Here is a 17,720-nt window from a genome sequence, read left to right on the forward strand (position 1 = left end):
TCAGTTGTGCGAAGGCCATGCACAGGAACTGGTCGAGACAACTGAAGGTGCGCACGTTGAAATCGCCTCGGTACTTCGCTACCAACCGGCGAAAGGTATGCCACGGTGCGAACTCCATCACCTGGGCGAACACGAGCTTGCCGATATGCATCACCGCCTCCCGGATAAATCCGGGTAGCTTGCCCGAATCGGCGCTCCACGTTCAAATCGTTTACACCCCCAAAGTAATGAAAGGCCTTGTCAATACAAGCTTTCCGATCGTTACCTATCAAATCTGTCGGACACTACTGGTGCGCCATAATAGCTTGCGCATCGGCGCTCGTGGCCTTCCGAATCGCTACTTGTGTCATTGGTGTTTGCAGGTTTGCAACTATAGCGTCGGTGTTTGCGATAATAATTGCATATTTACACCTTCAACCGAACGGCCGTGAATGGGGAACAGCTCCTGGACTGCTACAAGCCGAAGCAACTATCGGTAATGACTCATCTATTGAGCATTATCACGCTGTAACAGCCTCTTCACTGACCTCATTTACCACCAAATGTGCATAGCTCTCTGCCGTTGTTACCGAACTGTTTTCGTCACACGCTAACGAGACCGCTGATCCGCCGCCGCTGTTCCTTCCACAGCGCCGGCGGATCAACCGCCATCTCGAACAACGTCACCTGGCGGTAGGGTCTCGTGGAGGATAGCCGGCACGATGTCCGGCGCCAGCGCGGGTCAGATTGACCAGCCGGCTCACGTAGCTGCTGTCCACTCGCGCCTTGCGGGCTATCTCCCGCAGCGACTTCGCCTCACCCGACTCCAGCATGGCCAGCCACCGATGCCCGCGCGTAAGCGCACCCCTCGATTAGGAGGCGCACGATGCTCCGTTGCTTGGCTGGCGAGAGCTGATCCCAAATCCGGTCGAACCGAGTCGAGAATGTCACCCGTAACCGAACACGCAGGCGCATGCGGGCCTGTCCGACCGGATGCGCCGCCACGCTAATCTAATAAGATGCTGTCTTTGGCAACTCGATCAATGGCTATCTAAGCGAACCGGGAACAAAGTTTCCGTGGGGCATGTGCCAGCCCGCCTCTTGTTTCGAGACCGCCTTGACGACCTCGTCCGTGGACGCGTCGATCTTGACGAGATGGCCCGAGCCCCAGCTCTGCGCGTACACATATTTCCCGTCCATCGTGGAATAGAGCTCGTGGGTCATCTTGTAATCCTCGGGCAGCTCTTTGCCCGGTTTGAGCCGCTTGAGGAACTTAGGTGATGTGCGATCGCTGATATCCCAAATGGAGACGTAGCCATCGTTGTCGAGCCTGTCGTCCATGCTGTCCTCCTCCCCCACGTACAGCTTGTTGCCAACCACGATGACGTCCGAGGCCGGTTTATAGATGCCGGACGCGTTGGCATTCTCGGCCGGGCCGATGATCATGGTGGCTTTGCCATCATGCGCATCGATCAGCCAGACGCTTGGGCCGATGACCTTAAACCCGGCGGGGGTCAAGGAGGTGTTCCCAATCTGCTGCGTGGAGGTGATGGCATAGCGATTGTCAAGCCAATAGACGAAGTGGCTGAAGGCCGCGTACTCCTTGTTCTTCTCGCTCACGGTCAAGGGGATGGCCTTCTCGGGCTTGAGAAAGCCCGACTGCTTGTCCACCGCGTAGAGGGTCACGTCATTGAGGTCGAAGTAGAAGCCCGTGGAGATCGCCAGGTCTCCGGCCTGATTGAAAAAGACCCCATGCAATTGCCGGGTGCGGGTGCCGTGCTGGATCGGATCGACCGCAGCGAGCTTATCTTTCGCCACGTCGATGACGCGGATCTTGTTATCGGTCCACTGGGTGAAGTAGGCGAACTTGCCGTTCGGATGGAGCGTGGGTCCATGGAGCTGATGGTTGCTGGGCTTCCACAGTGCGGTGACCGGCTGACTCGGGTCGATCTGCGTCGGCACCAGCATGGAGGGCTTGGACCCCGGCTCTTCCAGGCGCATGACGTTCGTGATCTTCACGTCCGCAGTGTTGGCATCCCAGTCGACCTTGTGGATACGCAGGGCCAAGATCGTCAGCGGGTCCTTATCGGAGCTCATCACGCTCAGGTACCCTTTGCCACCGTCCGCGGTGATGATGGTATGCAGCGGCATCCCCCCAGGCCACTTCGGGTCCTTGGTCAGATCGAGCCGGATGCGCTGATCGCTCCCTAGGTTGATGAGGTAGAGGTCTGGCTTCATCATATCAGTGCCGATCATGAAATTCGGGTCATCTTGCGGCGCGGCCGTCGCGCTGACGAGCACCGTAAGCGACAGAATTGAGGTTAGTACGATCTTGAGTAGGTATCGCATAGGGAACTCCTTCTTGTTCGAGCTTTTGTCAAAGGGACAGCGCCTTCTTTTTGCACGCCGTTTAATGCGTCTCCCCGCGGGGACATTAGCCTGCTCGCCGGATCAAGCTACAACAAACCACGGTAACGCTACGACCTCGTCATAGCGCATCCCAGTACATACACGATAGGCCATCACGATGGCAGGCTTATGCTAAGAGATATGTAGCCAATGGCTAGAGTAGCATCGCTCTCCGCCGCGGCTGCTCCTCCCACAGCGCCGGCGGGTCTACCGCCAGGTCGAACAGCGTCACGTCCGCCGGCAGTGTCTCGTCGAGTATCGCCGCCACGATCTCCGGGGCGAGCGCAGTCAGGTTGACCATACGGCTCACGTAGCTGGTGTCTACGGACTCCCGTTTCGCTATCTCCTTCAGCGCCTTGACGTTACCAGATTCTAGCATCGCAAGCCAGCGATGCCCACGGGCCAGCGCTAGCTGGAGCGGGGTTGGCTCGCCATCCCACGGCCGGGGCGTCGCGGTCCCGTCGCCCGGGAGGTCAGGAGTTTCCGCCCGCTGCGCCGTTTGATCTCGATGGGAACCGAGATGGGCAGGCGTCCGTCGCTCGCGAGGATCACTTGGGGCTCGCCGGTCTTATTGATGCGGGTCATACTCATGCCGCCACCTCCTCCGGCATGGCCGGGATGCTGGAGACGATGGGCTGGGTCTTGTTCGACCGCACCACCGCCACGTGGCTACGGTTGGGGAGCGTAAGGATCGCAAATGTGAAATGGTTCTTTGCTCAGCGAACGAGGTTCGTCCAGGCACACAGAAGCCTCCTCCACGGGGAGCGATACACGGTCGCGATTGCTTTCGCGATATTCTCACCAAATTTTCTGGCTTCGGAGGATTGCTCGATATGAATGCCCTGTGCCGCAAGCCGGTTAATAAGGTTTTCCGGACTTGCCCCCTGGAATTTCGGATTGTCGTCTTTCGTGGCAATCCTAATTTGCATAGGAAATTTGCGGCTTCGAGGGCGTCCCTGATTGCCCTCTTGAGGTTTTCCGATGCTCCTCCGCCGATGTAAAGATCGGCGTCACCGGGCCGTTTTGAAAAGCCGTGGCAAGCGACACCATAGCAGAACGTCCGAATGGCAATGGTTTGTAACAGTGGGAAGCTCGCTGGATGTAAATCGGTGGATGTGATGTGCCAGCGGTCAAACGCTCCCTTGAGTTTGTCACCGTATCCTTTGCACGTCCACATGGTTGCAGGATAGGCGTTTGAGACCAGCTTTAGTCTGAGGCGCTTCGCCTCGTCATCCGTGTGTGGTTCAATTGCACCGCCATGCGGTGCGATGGCGATGAAGTAAGCTTGCGTTCGGACGTCTATTGCGACCTCAAAGAATCTGACTCCGTCAGGCGGTGGCGCGGTATCGACCACCGTGGCCTGGACCACGGCTTTCATCTCATCAGGCGTGCCCAATCGCTCCCGGCCCGCTTGGCCGGTGCGAACGACGTTGGCCCGACTGGGATTGCTCAAGTCTCTCTGTGGATTGGCCACGCTGACGGTGTAGAGTGCAACGAAACGAGGATTGTCGTCTCGTTTGATTCTAACCTGGTGACCTACAGCGCGGCCGATCGACTCTAGCATCGCGGGGTCAGCCGAGCACCGTTCCGGGTCGTTCTTCAGCGCGTCTTGCTCGGGCAGGTCAAGTTTCAAGATTTGTGCTTCGTATTCGGTCGGCATGGTGGAAATTAGCCCTGTGTTTGCGGTTGCCATGCTTGGCGCGGGTTAGAGGGGTTGTAGCGATTGTCCAGCGCATCCTCTATAATTCGCACGCTGTAGTGCTCTTCCATCCAAAGATGTTTGCGGTGTAGCTCACGATCTTCATGGCCGTGCTCTTTACCAGCCCGCGGTACCCGGTGTTGAGGTGCGGGCGCGGGGCGGTGTCAGTTGCCGGGGCCGACACCCGTACCGAGGGTGGCATAGGCGCCAGCGCCGCAGGGCCGCGGTCGGCGCAATGGGACCACCGCCCCGGGGGGCCGGAGCCGTGGTTCCGGTCGGCGGGAAGGGACTTCCGACGCGCGCCGCGATGGCCTCGCGAGTATGGTGTGCCATGACGCGTGGCTCCATGCCCAAGGCCATCCCGATCTCGAGCGCCGGTCCCGGGCTCATGACCAGAGACCGCTCGATCAGGTTCTCGAGCTCCCGCACGTTTCCCGGATAGTCGTACGCACGCAGGGCCCGCATCGCCTCCGGCGCGATGCCGTCGATCAGCGGATTGAGCCGCTCGCGATGCTTTTCGAGGAAGTGCCGGGCGAGGGCGGGGATATCCTCGCGCCGGGCGCGCAAGGGCGGGATCAGGATCGGGACGACATTCAACCGGTAGTAGAGGTCCGCCCGGAAGCGACCCGCTTCGACCTCCGCCGCCAGGTTCTTGTTGGTGGCCGAGATGACCCGCACGTCCACGCGGCCCCCATCGACGGCCTCGAAAAGCCCCTGGCGGTCCTGAACGGCCCCCGAGAAGGCCCCGCGACGGTAGCCGAACAGCTCGCTCTCGCACAGGGCCTCGGGCAGAGCTCCGCAGTTCTGCGCGAGGAAGGGCCGCGCGCGTCGCGGGCTGTCCCTATGGAGGACGTGCGCCAGCATCGACTTGCCCGTCCCGGTCTCGCCCATGAGCAGTACGGTGGCCGGGCGGCACGCGACCTTTCCGACGAGATCCAGGACGGCACCCATCTCGGGGCTGCCCCAGATCATCTCGGGGGCGCCGTCGGCCCCACCCGCCACGGTGGCATGACGGCAGGCGATCTCTTCGTTAACGCTCAGGATGTCTCTGGCAAGGTTGTCCATCGTTCCTCCATCGCCGCCCGCACTCGCTATGAGCCGGGGTCCGATGCTTGGTGGATAGCCTAACGACGCACGGCCGGCGCGACTGTGAACGAATTCACAGAACGGCTGTGAACTGTGCCCCTCGCCGCCGGGAAAGCGCGCATATAGGTTGCGGTGCGCGTTTCGTATATCCTTCCAAGGCCATCCTCGCCACCAAAACCCCGAGCTCCACATTGATTCCACGAGCCTCCTTGCGTTGTCTGTGCTCCCTGGCCCCGGGCCTCGTCTGGGCCACGGCCTTCGGTCAAGAAACCCCAGCGGGCGCGTTCGATTTCGCTATGATCGAGCGCATCGCGCAAGGGCTTGCCACACAGCCCCACGTCCCGGACCCGGGTGGGCTGCCGGACCATCTCGCGGGGCTCAGCTCCGAACAGTACCATGACATCCGTTACCGGCCCGAGCACGGCCTGTGGGATGTCGAGGGGCTCCCGTTCCGCGTTCAGTTCTTCCATCGCGGATTCGCGTACAGGGACCGCGTGCAGGTCCACATCGTCGATGCGGGCAAGGCAGAGACTGTCCCGTTCTCGGCCGAGCACTTCGACTACGGCGGCATGGTCTTCCCCGACCCGCCGGCCGATCTGGGATTCGCCGGCATACGGCTCTTCTATCCCCTTCACAGAGACGGGCATTACGACGAGATCGCCGCGTTCCGCTGGGCCAGTTACTTCCGCGGCATCGGGACGGGACAGAGCTTTGGGCTCTCGGCCCGTGGGCTGGCCATCGACACCGGCTTGCCGAAGGCCGAGGAGTTCCCCGTATTCAAGGCGTTCTGGATCGAGAAACCGGTGGCGGGCGCTACGGCCTTGACGGCCTACGGGCTCATGGACGGCCCGAGCGTCGCGGGTGCCTATCGCTTCGTCCTGCGCCCTGGACGCGACCTGGTGGTGGAGGTCAAGTGCCACCTGTACTTGCGTCAGGCGGTCGAGCGCCTGGGTGTCGCCCCCCTCACCAGCATGTTCTTCCACGGCGAGAACACCGATCGCTTCGTCGATGACTACCGCCCCGAGGTCCATGATTCCGATGGGCTCTTGCTCTCGACCGATCAGGGGGAGCGCGTGTGGCGGCCCCTGCAGAACCCGTTGCGACTGGCCGTGAGCGTCTTCGACGGCCGGGACATCCGCGGTTACGGTCTCCTACAGCGCGACCGGGAATACGATCACTACCAGGACCTCGAGAACGTCTACCACCTGCGTCCTAGCGCCTGGGTCGAGCCCATGGGTGTCTGGGGTCCGGGATCGGTGTATCTCATCGAGATCCCGAGCGATGCGGATAAGTACGACAACATCGTGGCCTTCTGGGTCCCGGAGCGCGCCGCCGCCGCGGGCCAGGACTGGACCTTCGAGTACCGGCTCCATTTCACGCTCGACGACCCGGGCCAGGGCCAATCGGGAAGCACGATGGCGACTCGTGTCGGGGCCGGCGGCCCCGATGCGAAGGTGAGCGCGCAACGAAGGTTCGTGGTGGATTTCGCGAGCGACACCCTGTCCGCGATCGGTTCGGAGGCGCCGGTGGAGGCGCTGGTCACCGCCTCCGCCGGGGAGCCCGGACGAGTCGCCGTCCAGAAGAACCCCTTGACCGCGGAATGGCGGCTGGTCTTCGACTTTGCGCCGGCAGCTACCCCCGATCCGGTGAACCTGCGGGCAGTCTTGCGGCTCGGGGCCGAGGTCTTGACCGAGACCTGGACCTATCAGTTGCCCACACCGTGATGAGCGATCCGATGGCCCTGGACGTCAGGGAGACCGGGGAGCCGGCGGCGCGCCCCCATAATCAGCCGGATCCTGCGGCAAACGCGCACAGACGCGTCGTGGCCTATCTTCGACAGCTCGGTCACGGAGACGCCGCGGAGCGTGAGGTGCTCGCCGCAGAGAGCGTGGAACGCGCGCGCCTACGGGCGCGCCGGCCCGATGAGCTCGGTCGCCGTGCCATCGAGGAGGCGCGCCGGCGCCACGACGGCTGGCTCACGCGCGTTTTCGGCTTGCCGAAAAACCCGAGCCCCCAAGAGCTCGGTCGGGCGCGTGCGGCGCTTCTGGCCGAGGCCGGCGAAGGGTGCGGTCCGACGGGCGCGAGCGAGGCCCTGTGGAGCGCCCGCGAGCGATCCTACGCGCAGGCGACGCCGCAGGAGGCGCCCATGGAGGTGCCGGAGCAGGACCTCGGTATCGGGTCGGGATCGGGGCGCGGGGGCGGCCCGGCGATGGGGCCCGGCGCCGCCAGCGCGACCCGGCCGGCGCTGCGGCGGGCGCTGTACTTCATGCTGGTGGGGATGACCACCCTGGTGGCGGTGGGCCTGCTCACGAGCGTGTTTCAGAAGCATGGGATAACGCCGCTCGAGCTGTTCCTGCTGATCCTCTACACGCTCTTGATCGTGTGGATCAGCGCCGCGTTCTGGACCGCAGGCATCGGTTTCGCGGTGTTGCTTCGTGGAGGCGACCCCAAGTCCATCGATTCGGCCGAGCGAAAGGCAACAAAGCCCTCCGAGTGGGACCCGGGGCTGCGAACGGCGCTCGTCATGCCCGTCTACAACGAGGACCCGATGCGCGTCTTTGCCGGGATCCAGGCCATGTACGAAGGCCTGCGCGAGACCGGGCTGTTGCAGAATTTCGAGTTCTTCGTGTTGAGCGACACGCGCGACCCCGATACCTGGGTCGAAGAGGAGGTCCTGTGGTACCAGACGACCCGCGACCTGAATGCCCACGGGCGGATCTTCTACCGCAATCGCGAGGACAACACCGCCAAGAAGGCCGGCAATATCGCGGAATTCGTCCGCCGTTGGGGCGGGCGTTATCGCTATATGGTGGTCCTGGACGCCGACAGCCTCATGGAGGCAGAGACCGTGATCAGGATGGTGGGTCTCATGGAGGCCAACGAGCGCGTGGCCCTGGTGCAGTCGCCGCCGCTCCCCATCCACCGCGAATCGCTGTTCGCCCGCATTCTCCAGTTCGCGGCCAGCCTGTACGGCTCGATGTTCAGCCACGGTCTGGCCTTTTGGCAGATGGCCGACGGTAACTCCTGGGGCCACAACGCCATCATCCGCGTTTCGGCCTTTGCCCGGCATTGCGGTCTGCCACGCCTGCCGGGGCACGAGCCGCTCGGCGGCGAGGTCATGAGCCACGACTTCATTGAGGCCGCGCTCCTCCGTCGCGCCGGCTACGAGCTGTGGCTCGCCCCGGATCTCTCTGGGAGCTTCGAGGAACTGCCTCCGACCTTCATCGACTACGCCAAGCGCGACCGGCGCTGGTGCCAGGGCAACCTCCAGCACCTGCGGCTCTTGTTCGCGCGCGGCTTCAAGGCCATGAGCCGCTTGCACCTCGTGATGGGCTTGATGTCCTACCTGTCCTCGCCCCTCTGGTGCCTGTTTCTCTTGATCACCGGGGTCGAGGCCTATGTGCAGGCGCAGACCGAGCCGGTCTATTTCTTCGCCGACAATCTGTTCCCGGTGTGGCCGGAGTCCTATGCCGTCGAGATGACCACGGTCATGGTTGTCACCCTGACGATGCTGTTTCTCCCCAAGCTGTTCGGGCTCCTGCTCGCGTGGGAGCGCCCGGCGCTGACGCGCGCCTATGGGGGCTACACCAGGCTCGGCATCGGGGTGCTGCTGGAGACGCTGTTCTCGTCCCTGACCGCCCCCATCCTCATGCTTTATCAGAGCAAGTTCGTGCTCGCGATCCTGCTGAGACGCAGCATCGGCTGGCCGGCCCAGCAACGCGGGGACCACGCACTGGGCCTTCGGGATGCGGCCCGCGCCCATGGTGGCCAGACGTGCCTCGGGATCGTGGCTGGTATCGTGTCTTTCCTATGGATCCCGGAGCTCTTCTGGTGGTTGACCCCGGTCCTGGCCGGTCTTTGGCTCTCGATACCCTTGTCGATGTATTCGAGCCGCGTGGCGGTGGGCCGCTGGGCCTTGGAGCGTGGGTTGTTCCTGACGCCGGTCGAGAACCACCCGCCGGCGGTATCGGCGCGTGTACTCCGACACATCGGCGCCCTGGCCCCCGCCACCGGGATGGGTCGTCCGGGGACCAAACGCGTGCTCATCGAGCCCGCGGTCAATGCCTTGCACATGGCGTTGCTGCCCGAGCGGCGGCTCGGCAAGCGCCAGCGCTATCACCTGCGCATGCTGATCTACCAGCTCTTGGAAGAAGGTCCCGAGAGCCTCACACAAGGTGAGAAACGCTGGCTCATCTCCGACCCCGAGACGCTGTGCCTGCTCCATACCCTGACCTGGAGCGAGGAACCGATGGATGCGGAGACGGAGACACCGGTGTTCGCCACGGCCTGAACGCGCCCGATGTCCTTGCGCCGGGGGGACGATGATGTAGGGGCAGGCCTTGTGCCTGCCGCCCCAAAGGGCGACCACGAGGGTCGCCCCTACGAAGACATTACAGGTTTTTCACAAGGGGTCTGCAAAAAGGAGGAATTATGCGCCGGGCCCGTTAGTTGACCCTGGTGTAGGTCATGGTCTCGGCGGACTCGAAGACATCGTCGAAGTCGCCATCCAGGTTGATGTCCTCCTTGAGGGTCAACTTGTTGCCGTCCACCGTGTACTGGATCGCATACTCGTTCTTCGAAGACTTCATCGCGACATTGCCCCAGGTCTTGGTGCCGTCGTTGTACTCGGCCTCGCCGAAGGAATCGGCGGTCCACTCCATATAGTCCGGCGCGAAGGAGGCACTGCCGGTCTCTCGCGCGGTCTCGGTCCAATCATAGACGGTGGCATTGTCCGGGCCGACGAGGTTCTTGTACCACGAATAGGTGTAGCTATTGTCCGAGAAAGTCACCTTGCCCTTGGACTTCAATGTCCCCGCGGCATCGGTCTTGTCGGGAAATTCGGCTTCCCACACGCCATTGACCTTGAAGGCGTCGGCACTCGACGCACTCTTGCCGCCGCTCTCGCCGCAGGCGGCCAACCCGAGGCCGACGACGCCCACAATGGCCCAGCGAATATACGTTCTCATTTTTCCTCCTGTGGCTCTACTGGCTAACTGTCTCGCGGCGTAAGGTAGCACACATCGGCGGCAACCTGAACCGACGGCTACCGGCGCTTTTCTTCCCCTTGCCTTGTAGCCACCCGGAGTTGCGCAATGGGTCAGGACTGGGGCCGGGGGAGGGTCCCGCCATCGATATCGATCTCGTTCGGTGGGTGGCCGATGACATGCCTCACAATCTGTCCTTGAAGATCGCGATGTCGGCATTGGCGCGCAGGCCGGCGATGAAATCCTGCCACGCGGCGTCGCTCGCGGCGCGCTGCAGGCGCTCTCGGGTGTCCTGCCGCTCCTTGTCGGTCAGCTTGGCCGGGTCCCCATCCGTCACGCCGAGGACAGCGATGAGGGCATAGTCTCCGCTATCCAACGCCACGCCACCGTAGCTCGGGCCGGTCCCGGCGGGGCGCGGCAGGCGAAAGGCGCTGTGCCTGACCGCGGGATCCACCTGATCCGTTCGGCGACCGAGATCGGGCACGTCTTTCCATTCGAGCTTCTCGGCGGCAGCCAGCTTGGCGCGGTCTTCACCGTCCTGGAGGCGCTTGTGCAGGGCCTTGCCGCGTTCCTCCGTCATGGCCCTGGCCTTCTCGGACTGGATGGTGGAGACGATCTCCGAGCGCACCTCGTCGAGCTTCCGCCGCTCGGCCGGCCGGTGCTCCTTGACCCGCAACACCACCGCGCGCTCATCCCCGAGATCGAGTACCTCGCTATTCCCGCGTTCCTCCAGGACTTCTGGGCTGAAGGCTGCGTCGAACACCTTTTCCTGCGCGGCGATCCCCGCGCCCCCGGTGCGCGGAAAGAAATCGCTCTCTTGTACCGACAACCCGAGCTGTTTGGCGGCGACCTCCAGGGTATCCGGGTTTTCGAAGGTGAGCGTGGCAAGCTGTTCGGCCTGATCGAAGAACTGGCGCTCCGCCTGCTCGCGCCGATACGCCTTTTCCACGTCGGCGCGGGCCTCATCGAAACCCTTGGTGCTGCCGGCCTTGATCTCCTCCAGGCGGATGATGTGATAGCCAAAGCGGCTGCGCACCGGTTCGGAAAGCTCACCCGGCTTCATCTCGAATACGGTTTTGTCGAAGGCCGGGTCCATGACCCCCTGGCCGAAAAACCCGAGATCGCCACCCTGGGCTTTGGACCCGATGTCTTCCGAACGCTCCCTCGCGAGCGTCTCGAAGGACTGGCCGCTCCTGGCCTGGCCCAGGATCTCCAGGGCCCGCGTGCGCGCCGCCGCCTCGTCGCTCGCCGACGCGTCTTTGCCGAGCTGGATCAAGATATGCCGAGCCCTGCGCTGTTCAGGGACGATGAAATTCGTCGCATGAGCGTCGTAATAGGCCTTGACGGAGTCCTCGTTGACCGCGACTTCCTTGGCCATGTCCGTCAGCGACAGCTCGATGTAGAGGACCTTGACCAATTCCGGGCTCATATACCGATCCCGGTGTTTCTCATAATAGGCGACAACGTCCTCATCCTTGATCTGGAGCGCCGCCTTTACCGGCTCGGCCGACAAGTTGATATAGGCGATCGCGCGTTTCTCGGCGTCGCCGGCAGCCGTCCAATCCGCGTCTTTCTTGCTCACGAACGCGGTGGCCGTCACGGCCTGTCGAAGCTGCTCGGTCAAGAGATCGCGCCGTACTTTTTCTTCGAATACCGCCGGGGTCATGCCGTTGGCCTCGATCTGACGCTCGTAGAGGTCGCGGGCGAACTTGCCGTCGCGCTGAAAGGCGGGCAACGACTGGATCGTCTTGCTGACCTGCCGGTCGCCGACGCGCATCCCGGCCTGGGCGGCGGTCTGCTGTTCCAAGAGCGCCGCAACCATCTGGTTCAGCGACTGCTCTTTCAGACGATCTTCATTGAAGGCCGCCGGGATCTGCCCGCCTAGCAGCGACTGCAGTTGCTGGCGATAACGCTGGTAGCCCTGCTGAAACTCCTTGACCTCCAGTTCGTCGCCGTTGACTTCCGCGACGATCACCTGGGATGCGGCGCTGAAGTATTCGTTGACGCCCCAGAGCGCGAACGGGATAGAGATCAGGATGACGATGATCCAGGCCATGAGGCCGTGGGCCTGATCACGGAGGCTCTGTAACATCACGGAGGCTCTGTAACATCGGGCGTGGCGGGTCGGCGATGGGGGGAACTTCAGCGCCTAGGGTCGCCGCCCATTAGGGCCTGGACGCGGGACAGCTTGGCGCCAGTTGAGGTAATGGCGGAGTGGACGGGACTCGAACCCGCGACCCCCGGCGTGACAGGCCGGTATTCTAACCGACTGAACTACCACTCCGCTGTTCACGAAGCTGTTTACATCAGCTGTTTACATTAAGGGCGATGGTGGCAAGGGCAATGGTGGGTGCTGAGGGGTTCGAACCCCCGACCTTCGCCTTGTAAGGGCGACGCTCTCCCAACTGAGCTAAGCACCCCCTGAGCTAAGCACCCCAAGGCCCACCCACAGCCCGGGCTAGTTTACGGCATCCCGCAACGCCTTACCAGGTTTGAAGGCCGGGAGATTGGAAGCCGGGATCGAGATGATGTCGCCGGTTCTCGGGTTACGCCCCGAGCGCGCCGCCCGTTTGCGCACCGTGAAGGTGCCGAACCCGACGAGCGTGACCTCATCGTCGCCCTTGAGTGCCCCGGCGATGACATCTACCAGTGCGTCGACGGCCCTGCCGGCATCCACCTTCGTGAGATTTGCCGATCCGGCCACGGCGTCGATCAACTCCGCTTTATTCATTGTGCTGGCCCCCCGAGAGTGTCACCTGACGGATTTATGTTCAGACCGGCTAGCGCGGCCCAAGGCAGGCACCATTGCGGGGCGACGGGCAACGCGGCGAGTCTTTATACCGAAAGGCCAGCCGTCCGTCAAGCGAACGACATCGACAACAATGGGCCGAGGGCCGCGGACGCCGCGGTGTCGGCCAAGCGGCGCCGGCAATCGTCTCAATGCGCCGAGGGAACGTGTCCCCACCATCGGTCAGTGGCGCCGGTCAATGATGCCGGATCTGGTCCGTTTCAGGCTCGGCTGCCGGCGTCTCCGGGGGGACGAGGGCGTCGCGGGGTTCTCCTGCCGGTTTGGCCGCCGGCTCCGGCACGCGCTGTAAGGCCAACGCCAATACCTCTTCGATCCAGGTCACCGGTCGAATATCGAGATGCTGCCGGATGTTCTTTGGGATCTCGGCCAGCTCGCGCTCATTCTCCCCGGGGATCAACACGGTCTTGATGCCCCCGCGCAGCGCGGCCAGGAGTTTTTCCTTGAGCCCCCCGATGGGCAGGATCTCGCCCCGCAGCGTGATCTCGCCCGTCATCGCCACGCTCGATCGCACCCGGATCCCGCTCAGCGCCGAAGCCAGCGCCGTGCACATCGCCACCCCGGCACTCGGGCCGTCCTTGGGCGTCGCCCCCTCGGGGACATGGAAATGCACGTCGTACTTTCGGTAGAAAGCCGGATCGATGCCGAGGCTCCTGGCGCGGCTCCGCACCACGGTTATCGCAGCCTTGATGGATTCCTGCATGACCTCGCCGAGCTGCCCGGTGTAGGTCTCGCGACCCTTACCGGGGACGATCGCGGCCTCGATGGTCAATAGATCCCCGCCGACCTCGGTCCACGCCAGACCCGTCACCTGTCCCACGCGGTCTTCTTCCTCGGCGAGCCCGAAGCGGAAGCGCTTGACGCCCAAAAGCTTTTCCAGCCCCCGTGGGGTGATCGCCACGGCCCGCTCCGCGGGTTTGAGGAGCACCTGTTTGAGCACTTTCCGGCAGATATTGGCGATCTCCCGCTCCAGGTTGCGGACGCCCGCCTCGCGGGTGTAATAGCGGATGATGTCGCGTATCGCCGCTTCGGCGATATGGATCTCGGCATCCTTGAGGCCGTTGCTCGTGATCTGCTTCGGTATCAAATAATTTCGCGCGATATTGACTTTCTCGTCCTCGGTATAGCCCGGGATCCGGATCACCTCCATGCGGTCGAGTAGCGGCGGGGAGATGTTCAGGGTGTTGGCGGTAGTCACGAACATCACCTCGGAGAGGTCGTAATCCACCTCGAGATAATGATCGTTGAAAGTGTGGTTCTGCTCGGGGTCCAGGACCTCGAGCAAGGCCGAGGCCGGATCGCCGCGGAAATCGGCCGAGATCTTGTCGACCTCGTCGAGGAGCAGGAGCGGGTTCTTGGTCCCGCCCTTGGCCATCACCTGCAATATCTTGCCCGGCATAGAACCCACGTAGGTGCGGCGATGCCCGCGGATCTCGGCTTCATCGCGCACCCCGCCGAGCGACATGCGCACGAACGTCCGGTGGGTGGCGCGCGCGATGGAGCGCCCGAGCGAGGTCTTGCCGACGCCGGGAGGTCCGACCAGACACAGGATGGGACCCTTGGATTGCTTGACCCGCTGCTGAACTGCGAGATACTCCAATATCCGTTCCTTGACCTTTTCCAGGCCGTAGTGGTCCTCTTCCAGGATCGCCTCGGCCTGCGCCAGATCGCGGCTGATCTTGCTGCGCTTCTTCCATGGCACGTTGACCATCCAGTCGATGTAGTTGCGCACCACGGTGGCCTCCGCCGACATCGGTGACATCATCTTGAGCTTGTGCAGCTCGGCGAGCGCCCGTTTCTTGGCGTCTTTCGGCATACCCGCCTTGTCCACCGCCTTGGCCAGCTCGTCGAGCTCACTACCCCCATCTTCCAGCTCCCCGAGTTCCTTTTGGATGGCCTTCATCTGCTCGTTCAAGTAATACTCGCGCTGGCTCTTCTCCATCTGGCGCTTGACACGGCCGCGCAGGCGTTTTTCGACGGCTAAGAGGTCGATCTCGGACTCGATCACGCCCAGGAGGTGCTCCAAGCGGACCCGCACGTCGACGGTCTCGAGCAGCTTTTGTTTCTCTTCGAGCTTGACCGCGAGGTGTGCCGCGATGGTGTCGCACAACCGTTCGGGATCGTCGATGGCCGTGAGTGTGGCGGCGATCTCCGCCGGGATCTTCTTGTTGAGCTTGACGTATTGCTCGAACTGCTCCTTCACCGACCGGGACAGGACCTCGACCTCGCGCTCGTCCACGTCCGGTGATTCGAGCAGCTCGATCTCCGAGGCATAGCTGTCGGTGCCGGCCGCGAAGGCCTTGATCTGGGCACGCCGGCCACCCTCGACCAATACCTTGACGGTACCGTCCGGGAGTTTCAGCAACTGGAGGATGTTGGAGAGCGTACCGATGCGATGGATATCATCCACCCCGGGGTTGTCCTCCGACGCGCTTTTCTGGGCCACCAGCAGGATCTGTTTGTTCCCGGCCATGGCCTGGTCGAGCGCCCGCACCGACCTTTGCCGACCGACGAACAAAGGGATCACCATGTGGGGGTACACCACCACGTCGCGCAGCGGCAATACCGGGACTAGGATCTTTTGGCTCATTGCGGTGCCTTACTTAGTGGATCGACTCATGGCATGGATCGACTCATGGATCGAGCGGACCTCCCTCGGCACCCATATGGGGTGCAATGGCCTGTTTTCAACAGCCCAGACTCGCGGGCGACGCGCGCGTGCCGCCGGTGCTGTCGCGCCTCAATCAGTCCGCCGCGACCTTCGGCATGTCCATTCCCTCGTAGAGGTACAAGGGCTTGGACTCGCCATTGATTACCGTCTCATCGACCACGACCTTGACCACGGTGCCCAGAGAGGGTAGCTCGTACATGGTGTCCAGGAGGTGATGCTCGAGGATGGACCGTAGACCGCGAGCCCCCGTCTTGCGCTCCACCGCCTTGCGCGCGATGCTGCGTAAGGCGTTGTCGCGAAACTCGATTTCACAACCTTCCATGTCGAAGAGCCGCGCGTACTGCTTGGTGATGGCGTTCTTCGGCTCGGTGAGGATCTGGATGAGCTGCGCCTCATCGAGCTCGTCGAGCACCGCGATAACCGGCAGTCGGCCGACGAACTCCGGGATGAGGCCATACTTGATCAGGTCCTCCGGCTCGACTTGGTGCAACAGCTCACTGGTGCGCTTCTTGTCGTCCCTGCTCTTGACCTCCGCGGAAAACCCGATGCCTCCACGCTCGGACCGCGCCCGGATGATCTTCTCGAGGCCCGAAAAAGCGCCCCCGCAGATGAAAAGGATGTTGCCCGTATTGACCTGCAGGAACTCCTGCTGGGGGTGTTTGCGGCCACCCTGGGGAGGCACCGAGGCGATGGTGCCCTCGATCAGCTTCAACAGGGCCTGCTGCACCCCCTCCCCGGAGACATCGCGCGTGATCGAGGGGTTGTCCGATTTGCGGGAGATCTTGTCGATCTCGTCGATGTAGACGATGCCCGTCTGGGCCTTCTCCACGTCGTAGTCGCACTTCTGGAGGAGTTTCTGGATGATGTTCTCGACATCCTCCCCGACATAGCCGGCTTCGGTCAGGGTGGTGGCGTCGGCTATCGTGAACGGCACGTTGAGGAGTCGGGCCAGGGTCTCCGCCAGGAGGGTCTTGCCGCTGCCGGTCGGACCGACCAGAAGGACATTGCTCTTGGCCAGCTCGACGTCGCTCTGTTTGGCGCGCGTGGTCAGTCGCTTGTAGTGGTTGTAGACGGCGACGGACAGGATCTTCTTGGCCCTGTCCTGGCCGATCACGTACTCATCGAGGATGTGCCGGATCTGGTGCGGTGTGGGCAGTTTCTTGCCAGCGCTGCCCGAGGACTTCCCGTGCATCTCCTCCCGAATGATGTCGTTGCACAGCTCGACGCATTCGTCGCAGATGAATACCGACGGTCCCGCGATGAGCTTTCGAACCTCATGTTGGCTCTTGCCGCAGAATGAGCAGTACAGCAAGCGTTCGCCATCACCACCTCTTTGCTGTCTGTTGTCGCTCATGTCCCACCTCTAGGCACGATTCAAGAACTAAGGGGATCGGGCGGTGCGGCCTTGGGATCCCAAGTTGCAAGTTATGATCCGGTCTGCGGGCGCTGTTCTCGTCGGTACAGCACAGCGTCAATGATACCGTACTCCTTGGCCTCTTCCGCACCCATGAAGTTATCGCGTTCGGTATCGGTGGCGATCTTGGCGAGCGGCTGCCCGGTATGCTTGGCCAGCACCTCGTTCAGCCTGTCCCTGGCCTTCAGGATCTCGCGGGCATGGATGTCGATGTCGGTCGCCTGTCCCTGGAAACCCCCGAGCGGCTGATGGATCATGATCCGCGTGTGCGGCAGGCAGTGGCGTTTCCCGCGTGCCCCACCGGCGAGCAGCAAGGCACCCATGCTCGCGGCTTGACCCACGCACATGGTGCTGACGTCGGGCTTGATGAACTGCATGGTATCGTAGACCGCAAGCCCGGCGCTGACGGATCCGCCCGGCGAGTTGATATAGAAATGGATGTCCTTGTCCGGATTCTCGGACTCCAGGAACAAGAGCTGGGCCACGATGAGGTTGGCGACATCGTCGCTGACCACGCCGACGAGAAACACCACGCGCTCCTTGAGGAGGCGGGAATAGATATCGTACGCGCGTTCCCCGCGTGCCGATTGTTCGACGACGATTGGGACTAGGTTCAAACCCTGGGTGGCCATATCGGTTCCTGAAGTTTTCGATCTCCGGTAATCGATCTC

The 17,720-nt window shown here is 62.7% G+C and carries 11 protein-coding genes, 2 tRNA genes and 2 pseudogenes; 2 read left to right on the forward strand and 13 right to left on the reverse strand.

The genetic code is table 11. The features are described 5' to 3' along the window. From M3461_12565 to M3461_12585, 5 genes and pseudogenes are all read right to left on the reverse strand, one after another. On the reverse strand, nt 1–151 hold a 151-nt coding region (locus tag M3461_12565; protein MDQ3775120.1), incomplete at its 3' end, for a DUF4372 domain-containing protein. Between the two features lie 431 nt (nt 152–582). Next, a pseudogene (locus M3461_12570) lies at nt 583–848 on the reverse strand (LacI family transcriptional regulator). A 178-nt stretch (nt 849–1,026) separates the two neighbouring features. Continuing rightward, nucleotides 1,027–2,328 carry a hypothetical protein gene (locus M3461_12575; protein ID MDQ3775121.1) on the reverse strand — a complete coding sequence of 434 codons (1,302 nt, stop codon included), beginning with the start codon at nt 2,326–2,328 and terminating at the stop codon, nt 1,027–1,029. Nucleotides 2,329–2,542: 214 nt separating this feature from the next. Beyond that, nucleotides 2,543–2,979 (reverse strand): annotated as a pseudogene (locus M3461_12580) (LacI family transcriptional regulator). 1,225 nt (nt 2,980–4,204) lie between these two features. Next, complete coding sequence (locus tag M3461_12585) at nt 4,205–5,152, reverse strand: sigma 54-interacting transcriptional regulator (GenBank protein ID MDQ3775122.1); 948 nt, start codon at nt 5,150–5,152, stop codon at nt 4,205–4,207. 230 nt (nt 5,153–5,382) lie between these two features. On the opposite strand from M3461_12585, the gene M3461_12590 reads away from it, so the two are divergent. Then, entirely contained in the window at nt 5,383–6,897 is a 1,515-nt protein-coding gene (locus tag M3461_12590) for a glucan biosynthesis protein (protein MDQ3775123.1), read from the forward strand. After that, entirely contained in the window at nt 6,897–9,464 is a 2,568-nt protein-coding gene (mdoH, locus tag M3461_12595) for a glucans biosynthesis glucosyltransferase MdoH (protein ID MDQ3775124.1), read from the forward strand. Before M3461_12590 ends, mdoH begins: the two co-directional genes overlap by 1 nt. A gap of 154 nt (nt 9,465–9,618) precedes the next feature. Here mdoH and M3461_12600 read toward each other — a convergent pair whose 3' ends face one another. From M3461_12600 to clpP, 8 genes are all read right to left on the reverse strand, one after another. Beyond that, nucleotides 9,619–10,140, reverse strand: coding sequence for a hypothetical protein (locus M3461_12600; protein ID MDQ3775125.1), 522 nt, complete (start codon nt 10,138–10,140; stop codon nt 9,619–9,621). A 202-nt stretch (nt 10,141–10,342) separates the two neighbouring features. Continuing rightward, nucleotides 10,343–12,250 carry a SurA N-terminal domain-containing protein gene (locus M3461_12605; protein MDQ3775126.1) on the reverse strand — a complete coding sequence of 636 codons (1,908 nt, stop codon included), beginning with the start codon at nt 12,248–12,250 and terminating at the stop codon, nt 10,343–10,345. A 115-nt stretch (nt 12,251–12,365) separates the two neighbouring features. Beyond that, nucleotides 12,366–12,442: transfer RNA gene (locus M3461_12610), tRNA-Asp, on the reverse strand. 60 nt (nt 12,443–12,502) lie between these two features. Beyond that, nucleotides 12,503–12,578, reverse strand: a tRNA-Val gene (locus M3461_12615). A gap of 38 nt (nt 12,579–12,616) precedes the next feature. Next, entirely contained in the window at nt 12,617–12,889 is a 273-nt protein-coding gene (locus M3461_12620) for an HU family DNA-binding protein (protein ID MDQ3775127.1), read from the reverse strand. Nucleotides 12,890–13,142: 253 nt separating this feature from the next. Beyond that, nucleotides 13,143–15,554, reverse strand: a complete 2,412-nt coding sequence (gene lon, locus M3461_12625; GenBank protein MDQ3775128.1) for an endopeptidase La — start codon at nt 15,552–15,554, stop codon at nt 13,143–13,145. A gap of 154 nt (nt 15,555–15,708) precedes the next feature. After that, entirely contained in the window at nt 15,709–16,989 is a 1,281-nt protein-coding gene (clpX, locus tag M3461_12630) for an ATP-dependent Clp protease ATP-binding subunit ClpX (GenBank protein ID MDQ3775129.1), read from the reverse strand. A 71-nt stretch (nt 16,990–17,060) separates the two neighbouring features. After that, nucleotides 17,061–17,681, reverse strand: coding sequence for an ATP-dependent Clp endopeptidase proteolytic subunit ClpP (clpP, locus tag M3461_12635; GenBank protein ID MDQ3775130.1), 621 nt, complete (start codon nt 17,679–17,681; stop codon nt 17,061–17,063). Nucleotides 17,682–17,720: the final 39 nt, after the last annotated feature.

Source organism: Pseudomonadota bacterium, from assembly GCA_030860485.1.
GTDB lineage: Bacteria > Pseudomonadota > Gammaproteobacteria > JACCXJ01 > JACCXJ01 > JACCXJ01.